We start from the raw sequence: 19,605 nt of genomic DNA, 5'->3' as shown, positions 1-19,605 counted from the left end.
GAAACTTAGATGTCCCGCAGCCGAGTTGGATTTAAGGAATGTCGCCCCAAGCTATTGTACTGCTGAACTTCCACCCGAATCGGGAAAAGTCTCGGGATTACGAGTGTTTAGACACCGGGTTCGGGCGGTTTGGTAGCCGCAACATAAGGCAAATTCCTGCCTAAATGAGGTGCACCCAGTCCATAGCCCACGACGTAGGGGTCGTCGATGTCAAAACCGAAGTAATCGAGCTGGACGGAAACCTTGCGGGAGCTCTGGCGGTTGAGAAGCGAAGCGGTCTTGATGGAGGCAGCGCCGCGGCCCATCAGGTTGGTGACGAGGAAGTCGGTGGTGAGGCCGGACTGCACCAGGCCTTCGATCAGGAGGACATGCTCGCCGGAGACTTCGACCTCTGGAAAGAAGAAGATTTCACGAGCGGGCGCCAAGCCCTCCTCGACGTCGTGAATATCGGAAAGAACGAACTGGCAGACGGTGGGCAGCTCAATATGGCGGATGAGGTCGGCCATGAAGACGAAGGCGTTTTCGAGGACGCCGATGATGACGATGCGTTTGCCCGCATAGTCGGCGGTGATCTGGCGGCCGAGCTCGACGACGCGGTGCTGGATCTGCTCGGCGGTAACGATCGCCTTCAGGTTCGCGGGAAGTCCCTCTTCTCTGCTCACACCTGCCTCGTTTCGACAGCTTCGATTAAGACGGCGTCCTGCTGTTCCGCCTGGAATCCTTGGGCGACCGGAAAATCTTTGACCCAAACGATGGTTTCGCCGCTGAGCACGACGGGCCAAGTAAGGCGGGCGTCGGCTGAGATGTGGTGCTCGGCGAAGAGGCGCTTGAGCTTCTCCGGTTGCTTGCTGCCGGCCGGCCAGTAACGATCGCCAGGCTGCCAGTTGCGCACGCGCAACGGAAGCTGAAGGCGGTCGTGAGCCAACAGATTGTGGGGATTATAGCGCGGGGCGTTGGAGGCGGGGATGAATGTGGTGCGGAGAGTGGTCGAGGTAGGGAGGGTGAGGGTCGTGGGGATGGAGAGAGGCTGGTCGAAAAGGACAGGGGCAGCTGGCCCATCTTTGGTGAGGTCGCGGAGGAAGAAACTGACTTGGTCGGACGTAACTTGAATGCTCGCTTGCGCGTGGGTGATGTGGCCCTTCTGATTGCCTTCAATGAAGTCGAGCTCGAAATCCACTCCGTCAAAGCTCACAGGCATATCCAAGCGGTCGTGGAGAGCGAGCAAGACGCGTCGGCGGAACGCTTGCGGCAGTTCCGACAGCCTGGACCTGTCGAGCACGGCGCCGAAGTTCGTCATGGTCACGATCTGATCGAAGTGTCGTTCGACAATAGGACCCCAGTATTCCTCTTCGGCTCGAGCAATCTCGGCTAGATTAGCCAGAGACTGGCGAAGCGCGGGATTGTATTCCGCCTCTAACATTGGGAGGAGTTCATGTCGGATGCGGTTGCGCAGGTGCTTGGGGTCAGTGTTGGTGGAGTCTTCGCGCCAGGGTTGGTTTAGAGATTTCAGATACGTTTCGACCTCGGTGCGCTCGGTTCCGAGGAGTGGACGAACGATGCAAGCGGCGAGTTCGGGTGAGGCGTCGCGGAACGGCGGAATCGCTGCGAGGCCGCGGGTCCCGGTACCGCGCAGAATCCGGAGGAGAACGGTTTCGGCCTGGTCATCGAGAGTGTGCGCGGTGGCGACCTTGTCGCAGGCACTCGATTCGAGCAGCCGGCGGAAGAAAGCGTAGCGCAGGTCGCGGGCGGCGGTTTCAAGACTGAGCTTTTCCTGCGAACTGTGCGACGGGACGTCGACGCGTTCAAGGTGCAGTGAGAGATCGAATTGTCCGGCGAGATCGGCGACGAATTGTTCGTCGGCATCGGCTTCGGCGCCGCGAATTCCGTGGTGGAGATGGACAACACTGAGCGCAATGCCGAGCTCAGACCGGAGTTCCAGAAGGCCACGTAAAAGCGCAACGCTGTCAGCCCCGCCGGAGACGGCTACACCGACGCGATCGCCCGGGCGGAAGAGGGCGTGCGTGCGGATATAGCTCTTGAGGGACGGCAGCATGGGGAGATGGTACAACCGAGCGATTTAACTTTGGAACCGATTCACTGTCGATCAAAAATCTCGGCGGCTACGTGTGTGAATCGCCGTGCAACGCGCCGGAACGTCACGACCGCGACACTTACCGCAACAAGAGCGGTGATCGGCACCCAAATGGCGGCATAGCGCATAGGCAGCCAAACTCCGCCTTCGTCTCGCCCAAGGCCTACGGACACGATGAGAACGATCGCGATGCATGCTCCGGCCGTACCGAGAAATGCAAAGAACGCGGCCACGCCGCTCCAAAGCGCGCCCGCCACGGGAAGTTCCGGATTCACGGCGGATTGCATGGAGATCTATTCTGGGCACGTTTTCCTCAGGCGTCCACAGAGAACATGCGTTGTACACAGGCCGGAGGCGGGTTGCGGTTGCGTCGCGCTCGGTTCGGGACGAAAGTAATACGATAAGCATTTGAGTGAGGATAGGGGTCCTTCAACTCCGAATCCGCATCGTTATGCGGATTCTCCGCTCAGGATGACAGGCTCTTGCGGACAGGATTAGCAGTGACGCGATGATAGAGACGACAGTGAAGTGCGAGGTTTGCCGCGACACGGGGTGGAAAACTGTGGCGGACGAAAAAGGGCCGCGCGCGGTGCGCTGTGATTGCCAGCAGCGGCTGCGCAATGACCGCCTGCTGCAGCATGCCTACATTCCAGATCGCTACAAGCATTGCGAGCTCTCCAATTTTGAGCACGATGGGCCGTTCCAGACGCTCTCGCCGGCGCACCTGGCGGCGTCGCAGTTTGTGGAGAAGTATCCGGTGGAGCGCGCCGGGCTGCTGCTGATTGGAACGATCGGCGTGGGCAAGACGCACTTGGCGGTTGGCATCATTCGCGAGCTGATGATGGCGAAGGGCGTGCCCTGCCTGTTCTACGACTATCGCGAGCTGCTAAAGGAAATCCAGAACTCCTACAACAACTCGGTCGCCGTCACCGAGCTCGATGTCTTGCGGCCGGTATTTGAAGCTGAAGTGCTGGTGCTCGACGAACTCGGCGCGGTGAAGCCGACCGAGTGGGTATGGGACACGGTAAGCCACATTCTGAACACGCGTTACAACGACCGAAGGACGACGATCATCACGACGAATTATCGCGACCTGCCGCCCGGCGGGGCCGCGAATGGCGATGAGCCGCCACGAAGAACCTACGGTGCCGCGGAACGCGCCGCTCGCGAAGAGACCCTCGGCGATCGCATTGGGGAACGCATGCGCTCGCGACTGCATGAAATGTGCCGCATCGTCACCGTGCAGGGTGAGGACTTTCGGATCAAGTGGAAGAGTGCTAGCTGGCGGTAACGGCTCTCCATGAAGAAAAAAGTGTTCTTGGATACACAGATTCTCGAATACGCCGCGACCGGAAATATCTCGAAGCGCGAATGGGATCACGTAACGCGCTACTTGCAGTGCGAATACCGTTACTACATCTCGTTACATACCTTGTACGAGCTGTTGGTCGGGCTCGCACTCGGCTCCAACGACTATTTCTCGCACAATCAAAAACGGCTTAAGGTTCTATTTTCGCTAGGCGCTCGCAGATATCTCGGGCTCGCAGGCGATTTTGTGCGGGTTCACGCTTTTGGCTTGCCAGGAAGAATCCATCATTTCGACCCAGAGCACCTACGCATATGGGCACGTGTCATTGTCGGCGCTCGAGACAGATGGCAATTAGAAAGAGAAGGGGTAGGGTTGGGAACTAGAGCCTATGGCATCAAACTTGACGAAGTGGTCTCCCAAGTCGACCGTGGTAAAGCGCAGCACGTCAAAAGCCTAGAAGAACTACGAGACGGCGTTTCAAAACGCTCGAACCAAGAAATATGGTCGACGTCACTCTTAAACCTCATAGAGGTTCCCGCAACCCCGGAGAACGTAACGCGTATTTTGAATGCTACTGATGCAGCATTTTGGTACAGCAGTGCGCTATACGACCTTGCGAAAGCGCGAAACTATAACTTTGATGAACGCGATTCCGATTGGCTCGATTACCATCAGCTTCTTTACCTTGCCGATCCGACCGTTCACTTTGTCACCGCCGAAGTGAAGCTCCCCGCGAGAATCAAGAAAAGCGTGCAGCGTGACCGCGTCTTAGTTTGGAAAGACTTGATTTCTATAGCGGCTAAAAGAGGGTTCTAGGCGAGTAAAATTCCGGCGTGAAACTTCCCACTCCCGAGCGCAGCGCCCAAGCTGGAATCATCCTTTTATTCGTCGTGATCATTCGCAGCCTGGCCGAGTATTTCCGGCTCGAGCATGCGTATGGCTACGCGATTCCGCGACAGATCTTGAGCGAATACGTTGGCGGTGCGTTGATTGCCGTGGTGGCAACCGGGATCTGCGTGATGTTCTTTTTCGCGCGCCGGTACCGGAGCGTGGTGGTCCTGGTGGTGGTGACCATTGTGGCGTTGCTCGTCTACAAGGTCCGCTACATCCTGTAAGACGTGTTGCTGTCATTGCGAGGAGCGTAGCGACGTGGCAATCCCATCGCGGCGTCGTCTTCCACAACAGTCAAGAATTCCTCCGGAGATAGCTTCGGTCTGTAGCGGCGCCCGACGCATTCCGGGGATTCCCACGCCTCGCACTTGCGTGCTCCGCTCGGAATGACAGCAAAAAGCCGCCTCTCACAACATCGCGTGACGACTCTCACGCTCGACGCGGTCACCGGTCACAGACGCGATCCCAAATCCTTTGCTACTGTGCCAATCAGGGTCAGCAGGCCCGGGCTCAGCGCCCATCGCCGCTGACCCCAACGCTTTCTCGACGCTCTTTGAAAACCCTGTGATGGCGACCGGAGAACCTTTTGTCCCGAGCTTTGCGAGCCGCAACCCTTTTGTTTTGAATATTTTGCCTTTAACTCTTTTGGATTGAATATTTTGCGCACTATCCAATGGCTAACTCTAATGTTTTGAAGATTTTGCGATTCCAGAAGGGGAGGGGATACCCAGGTAATCCAATCCTCTGTACCTCCGCGCCTCTGTGGTGAACGGAATGTACGGGTCGCAGTAAACTCCAAGGGTGCTGCGATCCAGCCTCCAGTTCGAACCGGCGCACGACGCGGAGTTCTTCGCCGCCGCTCCCGCGAAAGCTGCGGTGTTCTTGTTGCGCGGCGCCGAGGGAACGGAACCGTATGTCAGCAAGACGTCGAATTTGCGCCGGCGGATGGTGCGGTTGCTGGGCGCCCCGGAGGAGCGAACGAAGCGGCTCAACCTGCGCGACCGGGTGCAGGGGCTTGAGTACTCGCTGGTGGCGTCGGATTTCGAGGCGCAGTTTTGTTTGTATCGCACTTTGCGGGAGATTTTCCCTTCGACCTATACCGACCGGCTGAAGCTGCGGTTTGCGCCGCTGGTGCGATTGATACTCGAGAACGAATATCCGCGGGTGGCGGTGACGACGCGGATCCAGAGTTTGAAATCGAAGTCCGCGTATTACGGGCCGTTTGCGTCTCGGGTGGCGGCGGAGAAATTCAGCAACGATGCGCTCGATTTCTTTCTGCTGCGGCGCTGTACCGACGACCTGAATCCGGATCCCGCATTTCCGGGCTGCATTTATTCCGAGATGAAGATGTGCCTGGCGCCGTGCTTCAAGGGCTGCACCGATGAGCGCTACGCCGCAGAGACAGCAAGCGTCCGCGAGTTCTTTGAAAGCGGCGGGCGATCGTTGTTGCGGCAGATTGAAATCGATCGGAACATCGCATCGGAAAATCTCGAGTTCGAAAAGGCCGCGGAACTGCATACGAAGATCGAGAAGCTAAAGGCGGTGACGCAGCAGGCTTCGGAGCTGGTGCGGAACATCGAGCGGCTCGATGGCGTGATGGTGCAGCCGTCTCAGGAAGCAGAGAGTGTTTCGCTGCTGAAGATCAGCGGCGGGTTCCTGCACGATCCGGTGCCGTTCAACGTGACGCCGCGCTTGCAAGTTGGACAAGTAAAGACGCCGCAGAGCATGGAGGCGCGTTTGTCCGAGGCGCTCGCTGCCGTCCCGGTGCAGAAGCCGGCGTCGGCCTACGAATGGATGGAGCATCTAGCGTTGCTGAAGCGCTGGTACTACCGGACGAGCAAAACCGGCGAGATCTTTCTCACCGACGACAAGGGTGAACTGCCGTATCGACGCCTGGTGCGCGGTGTTTCTCGCGTGTACAAGGGCGAGAAACCGCAGGCCGATTTGAGCGAGACAGCTGGCGATTATTGGCGCTTCCGCGCGGCAGAAGGCGGCGTGCCGGATCGTCCGTCAGAGGCGCGCGGCGGTTTGGGCGAGAAATAAATTCTTCCATTAGACTAGCGGGTCATCGGAGACCCAAGCTTGAAAGCACATCTAGCTACGTTCCTTCTCTTCACTTCCTCTTTTACGTTGGTAAGCGCGCAGGAAGCGCCGAAGCCGAAACAGCTAACCATTGAAGCGATCTTCGCGAAGGGCGGAGTGCTCGGCCGCGCGCCGGAGTCGGTGGAGTGGAGTCCGGATGGAACGAAGGTCTCGTTCGTGCAGCGTGATGATTCGGGCGATAACGGTGCGCTCTATTACGTGGATGTGACCACCGGAGCGAAGCCAGCTGTGCTTGTCGCGCAGGAGAAGCTGACCGAGATGAAGCCGCCGGCGAAGACGAAGTCCGATGACCGCGAGAAGGACAATCGCGAGCGGTATTCGGTCGCGGCCTATCATTGGGCGCCGGATTCCAAGCACATCCTCTTCGACTCGGGCGGTGCGCTGTGGAACTATGACCTCGCGGCGGGGAAGTCGGCGATGATTGCGTCGGCCGAAGGTGGGCTTGGCGATCCGAAGTTCTCGCCGTCGGGAGATCGCATTTCCTATCTGCGCGAGCACGATCTGTATGTATCGGGACTTGATGGAAAGGCGAAGCGAATTACCGAAGGTGGCAATGCGAACGTCCTGAACGGCGAAGTGGATTGGGTTTACGCGGAGGAGCTGAACGTCCGCAGCAATTACTTCTGGTCACCGAATGGGAAGCAGATTGTGTATCTGCAAATGGACCAGACGAAGGTGCCGACCTATCCGATTACCGATTACATCCCGACGCAGGCGACGGTGGATGAGGAGAAATTCCCCAAGCCGGGCGATCCGAACCCGTCGGTGAAACTTGGCGTGGTGAGCGCGACGGGCGGGAAGACGAAGTGGATCGAGCTGCCGGCAACGGATGCATATATCTCGCGCTTTGGGTGGGTGCACGATGGACTGCTGTATGCGTTCGTGCTGAACCGTCCGCAGAACAAGCTGGATTTGTACCTGGTGGATGCGAAGTCGGGGCGCACGCAGGTAGCGATGACGGAGACGAGCCCGTCGTGGATTGAGACCAATGATGAGTACAAGTTCATTGCTAATGGAGAGAAGCTGCTGTGGACGAGCTGGCGCGATGGGCACACGCACATCTACTTGTATGACCTCGACAAGAGCAATGCGCTGGCGCCGCTGAAGCTGGAGCGGCAACTGACGCGCGGGGATTGGGACGTCGTCTCCATCGATGGCGTGAATGAGAAGACGGGGATCGTCTACTACAGCTCGGACCAGGAAGACGAGCGGCAGCGGCAGGAGTATCGCGTGAACCTGGCCGATGGCGTGAGCGAGAAGATCACCAAGGACCACGGCACGCATGAAGCGAAGTTTGCACCCGAGGCGAACTGGTTCGTGGACAACTACTCGGCGCTGACGACTCCGCCGGCGCTTGCGGTGTGCACGCTGAAGGATGAGTGCACAACGTTCTGGAGCGGACGGAGCGTGAAGGACTACGCTCTGCTGGTACCGCAGTTTGTAGATGCAAAGGCCGATGATGGCACGGTGATGCACGGGGTTCTGTTGATGCCAACAGAAGGCGTAGCGATGGTGAACGGCAAAGTGCCGTTGATCACCAATCCGTACGGCGGACCGGGCGTTCCGGGGGATTGGGATTCCTGGGGATCGGTTGATCTCTTCGACCAATATATGGCGAAGCGCGGCTACGCGATCCTGAAGATGGAGAACCGCGGCATGGCGGGACGCGGCGAGAAGTTCGCGGCGCCGATTATGCACCACATGTGCGAGCTTCCGCTGAAAGACCAACTGGCTTCCGTCGAGCAGGTGCTGAAGCAGTTCCCGCAGCTCGATCGCGCCCGGCTTGGGTGGTGGGGATGGAGCTATGGCGGCACCATGACCGCCTGGGCGCTCGAGCATTCCGACTGGTTCAAGGTGGGCGTGAGCGTGGCGCCGGTGACCGACTGGCGCAACTACGACTCGATCTACACCGAGCGCTACATGGGCATGCCGAAGGAACAGGCGGCGGACTATGACCGGACGTCGGTGGTGCTGAACGCGAAGCAGATTCATGGCAGGCTGCTGGTGGTGCACGGCACGAGCGACGACAACGTGCACATGCAGAACTCGATGCAATTCATGTATGCGTTGATCAATCACGGCGTGCCGTTCGATGTGCAGATTTATCCGCGAAAAACGCATTCGATCTCGGGAGAAGAAACGAGGGTGCATCTCTTTCACCGCATTCAAAGGCAGTTTGACGATGTGCTGATGCCGAAGACGGCTGCGTCATCTACTCCGTAAGGGGGAGGCGATGAACGTTTTTGTAACGGGTTCTACGGGGTTGATTGGACGGGCGGTAAGCGCGCGGCTGCGGAGTGAGGGTCATACGGTTACGCCGTTGGTGCGCGGAACACCGAAGGCCCGCGAGGTGCAATGGTCGCCGGGAAAAACTCTGGATCCGGCGGTGCTGGCAAGTGCGGATGCAGTGATTCATCTCGCGGGCAAGAACGTCGCTACGAGGTGGACTCCAGAGGAGAAGAAAGAACTCTATGAGAGCCGTGTGGCGGGAACGAAGACGATCAGCGATGCGGTGGCGGAGGCGTTTCGCCGGACAGGAAAGCCGACGGTGCTGATTTCAGCGTCGGCGATTGGGTATTACGGAAACCGCGGCGACGAGGTGCTGACCGAAGAGAGCGCGCCGGGCTCGGGATTTCTGCATGATATCTGCGTGGCATGGGAAGGCGCGGCACAATCGGCGAAAGATGCAGGTGTACGCGTGGTGCATCCGCGGATTGGCGTGGTGCTGAGCAAAGATGGCGGAGCGCTGGCGCAGATGTTACCGATCTTCAAACTTGGTGCTGGTGGAAGACTTAGCGGTGGACGGCAGTGGTGGAGCTGGATTTCGATCCACGACATTGTGGGCGCGATGATGTTTGCACTGAACAACGTGCAGGTGAGCGGACCGGTGAATTTTACGGGGCCGTATCCGGTGACCAATGCTGCGTTCACGAAGGTTTTGGGTATGGTGCTGCATCGGCCAACATTGTTTCCCGTGCCGCGGTTTGCGCTGCACATTGCGATGGGGAAGGAAGCGGCGGAAGAGACGGCGCTGGGGTCGTTGCGTGTGTTGCCGAAACGCTTGCTGGATTACGGCTACCAATTTCAACATGCAGATTTGCGCGAAGCGTTGCACAATGTGGTGAACTGATCTTTTACGTCGGAGCCTTCATGAACCGCCAAGTCGCTGCGCTGTGTGTTCTCTTCTTAACTCTTCTTGTTCCGGCATTCGCCGAGGAGCAACTCGCGGTGCATGTGAACGAGATGCGCGTTCCACAGATTCTTGGCGTGGTCCAGAACCACAAGGGCGAACCGGTGACGGGCGTCACCGTGGAAGTGATTCGCCGCGAGAACGGGCACACCGTGGGCGAAGCGAAGACCGATGCGCAGGGGAGATTTGCCTTTCCGGCAGTGAAGAACGGTCGCTTCAACATCAAGGTGCATCACAACGGTATCGCCGATTTTTATCATGTGCGGGTGACCGAAGAGCACGCGTCGCCGGAACTGGTGCTGAAGTACAAATGAAGACTTTATTGGTTGGGCTGATGTTAATGGCTGGTTGCGCGAGCGTTTGGGCGCAATCGGATGTGGTGGAAGTAAAGCAAGTGCAGCACCTCCGCGGGATCAACGGCATTGTGCGCGATGCGAAGGGGCAACCGTTGCCCGGTGCGCTAATCGCGTTGCGGTTGCAAGGATCGTCAACGGTGATGGCGACGACTTCGAGTCATCTGGATGGGCACTTCGTGATGAGGCTGCTCGCGCCGGGACTGTATGACATGGATGTCCGGGAAGCGGGCTTCAAGAAGGCGTTGTATCACCTGAAGGTCGATGACCAGGGAACGAAAGAGCTGTTGATTGTGACGATGCAGGCGGCCAAGTGATGCGTTGGATCGTTCTGATGACGATGCTGTTCGCGACGTTGATCGCTTTTGCGCAGCAACCGGTGAAGATCGATCATTCGCTCAAGCGGATTCAGGGCGTGGTGCAGCGCGAGAACGGCGAGCCAATTCCCAACATTGATGTGGAAGTGTATGGCGGGCGATCGCTGGTGGCCGCGACGAAGACCGACAGCAAAGGGAAGTTCAAGGCCGACAGCCTGGAACCGGGTGAGTATGAGGTGTGGTTTTTGTACAAGCCGCGGCCGGTGTTCCACGATGCGGAGTACAACGTGACGGTGGATGCGAAGGGACCGAAGGATGCTTGGGTGGTAGTGCTGAAGCCGCTGTAGTGCTCGGGCCGGCGAACAGCAGATCCTTCGGTTCGCTCAGGATGACAGGAGATAGTGTTGGAGATTGGCGCATCAGTGTGGGCTGGGCGCGAGGCATTCGCAGGGGCTAAAGCCCGCTCATCGCGTGGTCTGATCGGCACGACCGAAGTCGTGCCCTGATACAAACCAAGAATCGCGACCGAATTATCGGCGGCATCTGCGAATCGGCACGACTGAAGTCGTGCCCTGATACAAACCAAGAATCACAACCGAATTAATTGCGGGCGCTTGCGAATTCGGCTACACGCTCTTTCACACTCTTCACTGCGATCGGAAGGTTGAGCGATGCGCCTTCTTCGATTAGCGGAACTAACTTGTCGAACTCGGGACCGCTGTGGGTGCCTGTGACCGCAATGCGAATGGGGTGAAAGAGGTCTTTACCTTTCACGCCGGTTTCGGTTTTCACCTCGTTGACGATGGCTTTGAAGCGCTCGGCGGTTAGCGGCGCTGATTCATTCGCAATGCGAGTGGTGAAGGCCGCGAGGACGTCGGTGGTCTTCGGCGCGGCCAGGACTTCGGCGTTGTCGGGATTGGCGAGGGCGGCTGCGGCGTCGTAGTCGAAGAAGACTTTGCCGCGCTCAGGGAGCTCGTCGAGCTTGTTGACTGAGGGGACGACGAGGGCGGTGACTTTACTGAGCCACTCGTCCACTTCGTTGGAGGCGCCCCACTGTGCGACGTGGATGGGATCGAGTTTGGGCATGCCGACACGATGGGCGATCTTGTCGATCATCATGCGGTCCCAATAATGGCGCGCGAGTTTCGCGATGCGATACGTCGCGGCTTCCTTGATGTAGTGGCGGTTGAGCCAGTAGAGCTTCTCGAAGTCGAAGATGGCCGGCGATGGCGTGACGCGACGCAGATCGAACTCTTTGACCAACTCTTCCGGGCGGAAGATTTCGCGAGTGCCGCCCGTTGGCGCCCAGCCGAGCAGCGCGATGTAATTCACCAAAGCTTCGGGGAGGACGCCCATCTCGCGGAAGGTGGCGATCGACGTTGCGCCGTGGCGCTTGGAAAGGCGCTCGCGATCGGGACCGAGGATGGTGGAGAGGTGCGCGAACTCGGGCACTGCCCAGCCGAGAGCTTCGTAGAGCGCGACCTGCTTGGGCGTGTTGGAGAGGTGGTCGTCGCCGCGGATGACGTGCGTGATCTGCATCTCGGCGTCGTCAACGACTACTACGTAGTTGTATACCGGCACGCCGCTGGAACGCAGAATGATCGGGTCGCTGACGACTTCGTTGGAGAACTCGACGTCGCCGTGAACTATATCGTGGAAGCGGATGGGGCGCTCGGGAATGCGGAGCCGGATGGCGCCAGCCTCGCCGGAATCGCGGCGGCGTTTGGCCTCGGCGGGGTCGACGCTGCGGCAGGTTCCGGGGTAGATCGGCGGACGATGGTCTTTGAGGGCCTGCTCGCGATAGGCGTCAAGATCGGCCTGGGAGCAGAAGCAGTAGTAGGCCTTGCCCTCGGCGACGAGGCGCTCGGCATGCTCGCGATAGACGTCGATCTTGTCGGACTGGCGATAGGGTGGAAACGGGCCACCAACGTCGGGGCCTTCGTCCCAGTTGATGCCCATCCACTTGAGGTCGTCGAGAAGCTGCTGCTCGTAGCGGGCTTCGCTGCGTTCGAGGTCGGTGTCTTCAATGCGCAGGATCATGGTGCCGCCCTGCTGGCGCGCGAAGAGCCAGTTGAAGAGCGCGGTGCGGGCGTTCCCGACATGTAATTGCCCGGTCGGCGAGGGCGCGAACCGGGCCCGGACCTTCTTGTCTGACATGCCGTTCTATTTAATCACAGCCAAAATCTTTGAACACGAAGGGCATGAAGGTTGCACGAAGGGAATTGGGGGTATGCTGCGGGGATGAGGCGTCGAGAGTTTCTTGGGAGCTTGGTGGCGGCAGTGGCGTGCGCAGCAGCGGGAGATGCGTTTGCTGAAGAGCGTGCGCGGCAGATTGCGTTTACGTTTGACGATCCGAAAACTGACAGCGGCCCCGGGCTGACCTGGCAGCAGGTGAATGACAACCTGCTCGCCGCGCTGGATAAGGCCAACGTGAAGGCGGCTTTGTTCGTGACCGGGATGCGCGTGGACAGCGAGGATGGGCGCAAGCTGGTGGCGAAGTGGAACGATGCGGGGCATTTGATCGGGAGCCACTCGTATTCGCACTTGTTCTTCGATTCGAAGAAGGTGACGCTGGCGGGGTTTGAGGCGGATCTGTTGAAGAACGAGCCGCTGGTGGAGAGGTACTCGCAGTTTCAGAAGCTGTTTCGGTTTCCGTTTTTTAAAGAGGGGAACACGAAAGAGAAGCGCGACGGGATGCGCGCGTTTTTGAAGGAGCATGGATACAGGATTGGGCGGGCGACCGTGGATGCTTCGGATTGGGCGATTGATGGGCGCATGCGCAAGCGGTATGAGAAAGATGCGAAGGCCGACCTGCGGCCGTATCGCGACTTCTATCTGCAACACATCTGGGACCGCGCGCAGTATTACGATTCGCTGGCACAGCGCGTGTTAGGACGGAGTCCCGCGCACACGGTATTGCTCCATCATTCGCCGATGAATGCGATGTTCTTGCCGGATTTGATTGCTCAATTCAAGGGCAAGGGATGGGAGCCGGTGGATGCGGCGAAGGCGTTTGCCGATCCGGTGTACGACCGGCAGCCGGACATTTTGCCTTGCGGCGAGAGCTTGATCTGGGCGCTGGCGAAAGAGACGGGGAAGTTCGACGCGGAGCTGCGGTATCCGGGCGAGGACGACGTGTACGAGAACCCAAAGATGGATGCGCTCGGTTTGTGAGCGTCTGCGATACTAGAGGTATGAGTGCTGATCCGAAGTCGGTCAAAGTGCATAAGACCGAAGGCACGGGGATGGAAATCGAGTGGAAGGACGGGCACCGCTCGGCTTACACCTTCCCCTGGCTGCGCGATGCTTGCCCGTGTGCGTTGTGTATTGAAGAACGAGAAAAAGAAGGGCGCAAGCCAGGCGATCCGCTGAAGGCAATTGCCGGGGCGCTGCCGATGTTCAAAGCGCTGGCACGGCCCACGGAAGCCGAGGCGGTGGGGAAGTATGCGATCCGCTTTACGTGGAACGATGGGCACCAGCATGGGATTTACTCGTGGGAGTATCTGCGGGAGAACTGCACGTGTCCGGAGTGCAAGATGAAGCGGGATGCGGCGGCAGTGGCGCAAGGCGAAGCAGTGGATGAGGGCGAGGGGAAGCCGAACTGAGCTTATGAAGCGATGGTTTGCTGTCGCTCTAGCAATTTGCGCGCTGCTCGCAATGGGGGAGGCGCAGGAGAAGGTTCAGGAAACTGCCTCATTCAATCCCGCCAAATATCCGCGCAATCTATACATCGTCACGCGGAGGGAGTTCCCACTCGAATCAGCGTCGGTGCGCGTGATCCAGGCGCGTGCGCGCAACTTCGTCGGCGCACCCGCCGATTGCAATGCCTTTATTGAGGTGCGGCGCGACGAAGCGGTCGTGACGCGACTTTCGTTCTTAGCAATTGATCCCGGCGGCTTCAGCTTTGGCCTGTTTCTTCCGCTACGGCAGCCTATCCCCGATGCGCTCGTCATCATGAAAGAAGGCGACTACGACGGGCGGATGATCGTCATCTCGGGCGATGGGAAGGTGGCGAACCTGCCGGGTGGGCTTTATTTCCAGACAGAGGACAAGCGTTACCTAATTGGCTTACATATGCGCGACGACACCGGACTGGCAGTCGTGGATGTGGCCACCCGGTCTATGGTTCTCGACGAGAAAGCGCTCAAAGATAGCGGCGAGATCGGGGAGTTCTACAAGGATGAGCGCGGATATTTCTTCACGTTTCACACGGAGCCACCGAGAGATGAATTTCTCAGGCTGGATCTTGAGCATCGACGGCTGGTGAAGGATTCGAGCGCGGCGTTAAGAAGTGCTCGGAAGGTGGAGTGGGATTTCACGCCGGGAGAGATGGTGGACTGCACGACGAAGTGAGCTTCACCTCAATCGGCTGCCCGCGGTCTCACGCATAGATTTTTCTGCTCGCAATTTTCCAAGCTCTACTGCAATTGGCCATTCGTCGAAGGCAAACCAGACGAGGGCGAGGAGATTCACGATTGGAACCACCGCTAGAACGCTGAGCCAGCGGGAATACCCGCCCTCTGCGCGATGTTGCCCCAGATCCAAACCACAAATACCGCTACTAAGAGAGCGATAATTACTTTCGCGCCATCCAGGTTTGCCATATCTTTCCGATGCCTCCGCGCGAGTGTACCTCTCTCTGCCGCTCTGTCGCACGTTACAATTGAGTTTAGGCCACGACGAAGGAAATCCCGTTGCAGTTCCTCGAAAAACTGAATCCCCAGCAGCGCGAGGCGGTGGAAACCGTCCATGGACCGGTGTTGATTCTCGCAGGCGCGGGGAGCGGCAAGACGCGGGTTATCACCTACCGGATTGCCTACCTGATCGAGAAGGTTGGGGTGTCGCCGGACTCCATCCTGGCGATGACGTTTACCAACAAGGCTGCCGCCGAGATGCAGGAGCGCGTGGAACACCTGGTAGGTGGGCGGACGCTGGCCAAGCCGGTGATTTCGACGTTCCACTCGTTTTGCGTGCGGGTGCTGCGGCGCGATATCGAGGCACTGCAGATCAACGGAAAGGGCTACCGGAAAGATTTCGCGATTTACGACGAGAGCGACCAGCAGTCGCTGGTGAAGTCGGCGATGAAGCGGCTGGGGATCGACGATAAGCAGCTCACGGTGCGCAACGTGCTCTCGCGGATTTCGCATGCGAAGAACCATCTGCTGGATCCGCAGGAGGTGTACCTGCAATCCGGCGATCCGAAGGTGGAGCGGATCGCGCAGATCTACAAGGTGTACGAATCGGAGCTGGCGAAAGCGAATGCGCTCGACTTCGACGACCTGCTGCTGATGACCAACAAGCTGCTGAAGACCTCGACCGAGGTGCGCGAGCGCTACAACCGGCGGTTCCAGTACGTGCTGATTGATGAGTACCAGGACACCAACCGTCCGCAGTACGAGATCATGCGGGCGCTGGCGGGAACGCTGCACAACGTGTGCGCGGTGGGCGATGAGGACCAGTCGATCTACTCGTGGCGCGGGGCGGACATCCGCAACATTCTCGAGTTCGAGCAGGATTTCCCCGAGGCCAAGATCGTAAGGCTTGAGCAGAACTACCGTTCGACGCAGAACATTCTGGAAGCGGCGTCGGCAGTGGTGAAGAACAACCTGAAGCGGAAGGGCAAGAACCTGTGGACCGAGCGCATGGGTGGCGCGAAGGTCGGGTATTACGAGGCGCCGGACGGCGAGAACGAGTCGCTGTTTGTGGCCGACTACATCAACAAGTACCTGATGATCGCGCACGATGAAGACGATGAGCCGAAGCGCGCGGCGGTGCTCTATCGCACCAACTCGCAGTCGCGATTATTTGAAGAAGCGATGCGGCGCTATGGCATCAAGTACAACGTGGTCGGGGGCTTCAGCTTCTACGAGCGCGCCGAAATCAAGGACATGATCAGCTATCTGAAGCTGATCCAGAACCCGAGCGACTCGGTGGCGCTGCTGCGGACGATTAATACGCCGACGCGTGGGATCGGGAAGACGACCGTCGAGCAGATTGAGCGGATTGCGCTGGAGACCAACCTTCCGTTGTGGGATGCGTTGGGGCACATCGTGGAACAGCGACTAATGCAGCCACGGGCGTGCGCGGCGCTGAAGGGCTTCCGCGAACTTATTCAGGATGCGCGCGCCATGCTCTACGGGAAGTTCGAAGAGCGACTGGTGGAGACGGCACAGGTATCAAAGCCCGAAGAAAGTGACGCGGCCGAACCGGAGATTGCAGACGAAGATCTGCAAGACAACATGGCGTTCGACTTCGGAGAACTGGAGCCGGACGCGGAGGAGTTTTCGCCGGAGGCCCTGGGCACGGCGGAAGAAGCGGCTCCGGAGAAGGTCGAGGGCTTCCGCTCGCCCGGTGAGAACGCGAACGTTTCCGAGGTGCTGAAGTTCTTGATCGATCGCACGGGATACATCAAGCAGTTGGAGGCGGAAGACACTCCGGAGTCGCTGGCGCGGATTGAGAACCTTCGCGAATTGGTGAATGCGGCGATGGACTCGCGGGATCGCGGAGAAACGATTGCGGATTTCCTCGACCACGCCGCGCTGGTGGCGGACACCGACGACATTGAAGCCGGTGCGCAGGTCACGCTAATGACGATGCACGCGGCGAAGGGGCTGGAATTTCCGCTGGTGTTCATCGTCGGCATGGAAGAAGGGCTGTTTCCGAGCTCGCGGACGCTGATGAACCCGGATGAAGTTGAGGAAGAGCGGCGGCTTTGTTATGTCGGAATGACGCGGGCGATGCGCATCCTTGTGTTGAGCCGGGCGCGGTATCGGCGACGGTATGGGACCGACATGCCGGATGCGAGTACGGCTTCGCGGTTCCTGAGCGAAGTGCCACCGCAGTTGTTTGAAGACATCGGGTCGCCGCAGAAGAAAACGCCGGTGTTCGGCGATGACTCGTACAGCACGCATTACGACTACGAGAACGAAGATCAGCGTCCGCAATATGGACGGACGAAGCAGAAGACGAGCTATGGCGGCGGCTCGACATACAACTCGATCGACAACATTGCGGAGTTTTTCGCGTCGCGCGGGAAGAAATTCAATCGTCCGAGCGTGCCGATGGAAGAGCCGCATGGGAAGCGCGGGTTCCGTCCGGGACAGAAGGTGAAACACCCCAAGTATGGGGAGGGGACGGTGTATCAGCGCGAGGGCGAAGGGGAAGAAGCCAAGATTACGGTACAATTTCCAAGGTTCGGCTTGAAAAAACTGGTGGAGAAGTTCGCGCAGTTGGAAAAGGCGTGAAGATCCCCGGAGGCCGAAGCAGGACAGCAGATCCTTCGTCGCTACGCTCCTCAGGATGACAGGAGAGGGCGGTGGAGAGGGTGAGATATACGCGGGCTGACCGCGACGCAGTTTAAGCGACATCTGTCGCGCAAATTAGATAGGACAACTACAACACACATGGCAAATACGAAGAAGATTACCGATAAAGACGAGCGCAAGAAAGTAAAGCGCGCAGCCCGCAAGAAGGCGGCCCCGAAGGCGAAGCGCACTTACATTCGCGGCGAGAAGAAACGCAAGGTCAAGAAGTTGGTCCGCGGAACCTCGAAGCGGTAAGCCAGCCCGGCGAATCCGTTTCGAAGTGGCACATCTTTACCCTGCCGATTGGCGCAATGCGCGGCGGCAGGGTAAGATTCTCCCGCGATTCAAAGCGCAAGAATGGCGCTGCAAGCGCTGGTGCTGCAGCACTTCTTCCAGCACGCGTAATAGCGCGGCACGGTTTTGCGTCGCCGGTCGAATTCGTGCCGTAGCCACTCGCTGGCCAATCAAGTTCGTGCGGAGCAGGCACCCTGGCAAACCAACTACTCGCTTGTAAGTCGATCGACAAACTCATCTCTGATTCCGAAGCGCCGGAGCATCAGCTTAAGAAGACGCTCGGACCCTGGTCTCTGACTGCTTTGGGCATCGGCGCCGTAATCGGCTCCGGCATCTTCACCGTCATCGGCACTGCGATCGCCGGCCAGAAGTTCGATACCTCTTCGATCCTGAACGCGCCGCTGCTCGACTACATCATTCATCACACGGCCACCACGGGACGGCCGGGCGCCGGTCCAGCCCTGGCGCTATCGCTGGTGTTGGTCGCGCTGGTCTGCGCGTTCACTGCATTGTGTTACGCCGAGCTGGCTTCCATGATCCCGATCGCTGGCAGTGCGTATACCTACACTTACGCCACCATGGGTGAGTTGATCGCGTGGATCATCGGCTGGGACCTTATCCTCGAGTACGCCGTCAGCAATATGGCCGTCAGTGTGGGTTTCGCCGCGCATCTGGTGGATGCCTTCGACTGGTTTGGTTGGCATCCCAATCCACGCTGGATATCGCCGGCGTACCTGCCGAGCGGCCTCACTGATCTCCAAGGCGGCACGATTTACAACACAGGTTGGCACTTCGGATTCAATATCCCGGCGTTCCTCATCGTAATGCTGTTGACGGTCGTCCTTGTGCGCGGAATCCGGGAATCGGCTGAGACGAACAACATTATGGTGCTCCTTAAAATTGGCGCCATTCTTGCTTTCGTGGTCGCCGGGATGAAGTACATCCACCCGACGAACTATCATCCGTTCGCACCGCAGGGTTGGCCGGGAGTTCTCACCGGTGGGTCGATTATCTTCTTCACCTACATCGGTTTTGATTCAGTATCCACCGCCGCCGAAGAAGCCAAGAACCCCCAGCGCGATTTACCGATCGGCATCATCGCCACTCTTGTCATTTGCACCGTGCTCTACATCGCGGTCGCCGTAGTACTGACAGGCATCGTGAAATGGGACACGCTGATTGACGACGCGGCTCCGGTCGTGAACAGCCTGAAGAAGCTCGGCCTGATGTCCCACTCCAAGGGACTGCATTGGACGCGACTGGTGGTACTGTTCGGGGCGATGATGGGGATGATCTCTTCGTTGCTCGTGTTTCAGCTCGGGCAGGCGCGGGTTTGGTTCGCAATGTCGCGGGACGGCCTTTTGCCAAAGCTGTTCGGGCGCGTCCATCCCAAGTTCCGCACGCCTTCCACGGCGACTTGGATTGCCGGGGTTCTCGTCGGCATTCCGGCAGGTATTCTCGACATTGGCACCCTCGCCGACCTTTCGAACATCGGCACGTTGTTTGCGTTCGTGCTTGTGTCACTAGGTGTCATCATTCTGCGATTTAAGCAGCCAGAACGACGCCGCGGGTTCCGCGCCCCCGGTGGGCTGACCGCCCCGATCTTGAGCGTGGTGTTCTGCATTCTGCTTATGTCCGGACTGCCGATTTTGACCTGGCTGCGATTCTTCGCCTGGCTGATTATTGGCATGAGCGTTTATTGGCTATATAGCCGTCACCGCAGCGAATTTGCGCCCGTCAGAAAGTAATGTG

The 19,605-nt window shown here is 58.7% G+C and carries 19 protein-coding genes; 15 read left to right on the top strand and 4 right to left on the bottom strand.

Features of this window, described 5'->3' with window-relative positions; genetic code table 11:
- Positions 1–107: 107 nt before the first annotated feature.
- From ACID345_RS00325 to ACID345_RS00315, 3 genes are read right to left on the bottom strand one after another with little or no spacing between them, the layout of a single operon-like run.
- Positions 108–662, bottom strand: coding sequence for a phosphoribosyltransferase (locus ACID345_RS00325; RefSeq protein ID WP_011520870.1), 555 nt, complete (start codon positions 660–662; stop codon positions 108–110).
- Positions 659–2,053 carry a tRNA lysidine(34) synthetase TilS gene (gene tilS / locus ACID345_RS24940; protein ID WP_011520869.1) on the bottom strand — a complete coding sequence of 465 codons (1,395 nt, stop codon included), beginning with the start codon at positions 2,051–2,053 and terminating at the stop codon, positions 659–661. The genes ACID345_RS00325 and tilS overlap by 4 nt, the downstream gene beginning before the upstream one ends.
- A gap of 41 nt (positions 2,054–2,094) precedes the next feature.
- Entirely contained in the window at positions 2,095–2,379 is a 285-nt protein-coding gene (locus ACID345_RS00315; protein ID WP_011520868.1) for a hypothetical protein, read from the bottom strand.
- Positions 2,380–2,600: 221 nt separating this feature from the next.
- Between ACID345_RS00315 and ACID345_RS00310 the strand changes: the two genes are divergently transcribed.
- From ACID345_RS00310 to ACID345_RS00265, 9 genes are all read left to right on the top strand, one after another.
- Complete coding sequence (locus ACID345_RS00310) at positions 2,601–3,383, top strand: ATP-binding protein (protein ID WP_011520867.1); 783 nt, start codon at positions 2,601–2,603, stop codon at positions 3,381–3,383.
- A gap of 9 nt (positions 3,384–3,392) precedes the next feature.
- Complete coding sequence (locus ACID345_RS00305; RefSeq protein ID WP_011520866.1) at positions 3,393–4,217, top strand: hypothetical protein; 825 nt, start codon at positions 3,393–3,395, stop codon at positions 4,215–4,217.
- 17 nt (positions 4,218–4,234) lie between these two features.
- Positions 4,235–4,516, top strand: coding sequence for a hypothetical protein (locus ACID345_RS00300; protein WP_011520865.1), 282 nt, complete (start codon positions 4,235–4,237; stop codon positions 4,514–4,516).
- A 577-nt stretch (positions 4,517–5,093) separates the two neighbouring features.
- On the top strand, positions 5,094–6,335 hold the full coding sequence (locus tag ACID345_RS00290) for a UvrB/UvrC motif-containing protein (RefSeq protein ID WP_011520864.1): 1,242 nt from the start codon (positions 5,094–5,096) through the stop codon (positions 6,333–6,335).
- Positions 6,336–6,374: 39 nt separating this feature from the next.
- Positions 6,375–8,618, top strand: a complete 2,244-nt coding sequence (locus tag ACID345_RS00285) for a S9 family peptidase (protein WP_011520863.1) — start codon at positions 6,375–6,377, stop codon at positions 8,616–8,618.
- A gap of 10 nt (positions 8,619–8,628) precedes the next feature.
- The gene (locus tag ACID345_RS00280) at positions 8,629–9,525 is read left to right on the top strand and encodes a TIGR01777 family oxidoreductase (RefSeq protein ID WP_011520862.1); all 897 of its coding nucleotides are present in this window, start codon (positions 8,629–8,631) and stop codon (positions 9,523–9,525) included.
- A 20-nt stretch (positions 9,526–9,545) separates the two neighbouring features.
- Positions 9,546–9,899 carry a carboxypeptidase-like regulatory domain-containing protein gene (locus ACID345_RS00275; RefSeq protein WP_011520861.1) on the top strand — a complete coding sequence of 118 codons (354 nt, stop codon included), beginning with the start codon at positions 9,546–9,548 and terminating at the stop codon, positions 9,897–9,899.
- Entirely contained in the window at positions 9,896–10,255 is a 360-nt protein-coding gene (locus ACID345_RS00270) for a carboxypeptidase-like regulatory domain-containing protein (protein ID WP_011520860.1), read from the top strand. The genes ACID345_RS00275 and ACID345_RS00270 overlap by 4 nt, the downstream gene beginning before the upstream one ends.
- Positions 10,255–10,602: a carboxypeptidase-like regulatory domain-containing protein gene (locus ACID345_RS00265; RefSeq protein ID WP_011520859.1), complete on the top strand. Its 348-nt coding sequence runs from the start codon at positions 10,255–10,257 to the stop codon at positions 10,600–10,602. Before ACID345_RS00270 ends, ACID345_RS00265 begins: the two co-directional genes overlap by 1 nt.
- A 253-nt stretch (positions 10,603–10,855) precedes the next feature.
- On the opposite strand, the gene gltX is transcribed toward ACID345_RS00265, so the two are convergent.
- Positions 10,856–12,412 (bottom strand): glutamate--tRNA ligase, encoded by a 1,557-nt coding sequence (gltX, locus tag ACID345_RS00260; protein WP_011520858.1) that lies wholly within the window; start codon positions 12,410–12,412, stop codon positions 10,856–10,858.
- Positions 12,413–12,535: 123 nt separating this feature from the next.
- On the opposite strand from gltX, the gene ACID345_RS00255 reads away from it, so the two are divergent.
- The 6 genes from ACID345_RS00255 (at position 12,536) to ACID345_RS00235 (ending at position 19,601) form a co-directional block, all read left to right on the top strand.
- Entirely contained in the window at positions 12,536–13,429 is an 894-nt protein-coding gene (locus ACID345_RS00255; RefSeq protein WP_187148912.1) for a polysaccharide deacetylase family protein, read from the top strand.
- 20 nt (positions 13,430–13,449) lie between these two features.
- Positions 13,450–13,860: a gamma-butyrobetaine hydroxylase-like domain-containing protein gene (locus ACID345_RS00250; RefSeq protein ID WP_148209965.1), complete on the top strand. Its 411-nt coding sequence runs from the start codon at positions 13,450–13,452 to the stop codon at positions 13,858–13,860.
- A 4-nt stretch (positions 13,861–13,864) separates the two neighbouring features.
- A complete protein-coding gene (locus ACID345_RS00245) occupies positions 13,865–14,608 on the top strand; it encodes a hypothetical protein (RefSeq protein ID WP_041855300.1) in 744 nt (247 codons plus the stop codon).
- A 341-nt stretch (positions 14,609–14,949) separates the two neighbouring features.
- On the top strand, positions 14,950–17,499 hold the full coding sequence (locus tag ACID345_RS00240; RefSeq protein WP_011520854.1) for an ATP-dependent helicase: 2,550 nt from the start codon (positions 14,950–14,952) through the stop codon (positions 17,497–17,499).
- A 159-nt stretch (positions 17,500–17,658) separates the two neighbouring features.
- Positions 17,659–17,814 carry a hypothetical protein gene (locus tag ACID345_RS26765; RefSeq protein ID WP_187148911.1) on the top strand — a complete coding sequence of 52 codons (156 nt, stop codon included), beginning with the start codon at positions 17,659–17,661 and terminating at the stop codon, positions 17,812–17,814.
- A gap of 275 nt (positions 17,815–18,089) precedes the next feature.
- Positions 18,090–19,601 carry an amino acid permease gene (locus ACID345_RS00235; RefSeq protein ID WP_228370792.1) on the top strand — a complete coding sequence of 504 codons (1,512 nt, stop codon included), beginning with the start codon at positions 18,090–18,092 and terminating at the stop codon, positions 19,599–19,601.
- The last annotated feature ends 4 nt before the right edge of the window (positions 19,602–19,605 follow it).

The organism is Candidatus Koribacter versatilis Ellin345, assembly GCF_000014005.1.
In the GTDB taxonomy this organism is placed as follows: Bacteria; Acidobacteriota; Terriglobia; order Terriglobales; family Acidobacteriaceae; genus Korobacter; species Korobacter versatilis_A.
The sequence above is the reverse complement of the archived record's forward strand: the minus strand, read 5'-3'. Positions and strand labels throughout refer to the sequence as shown.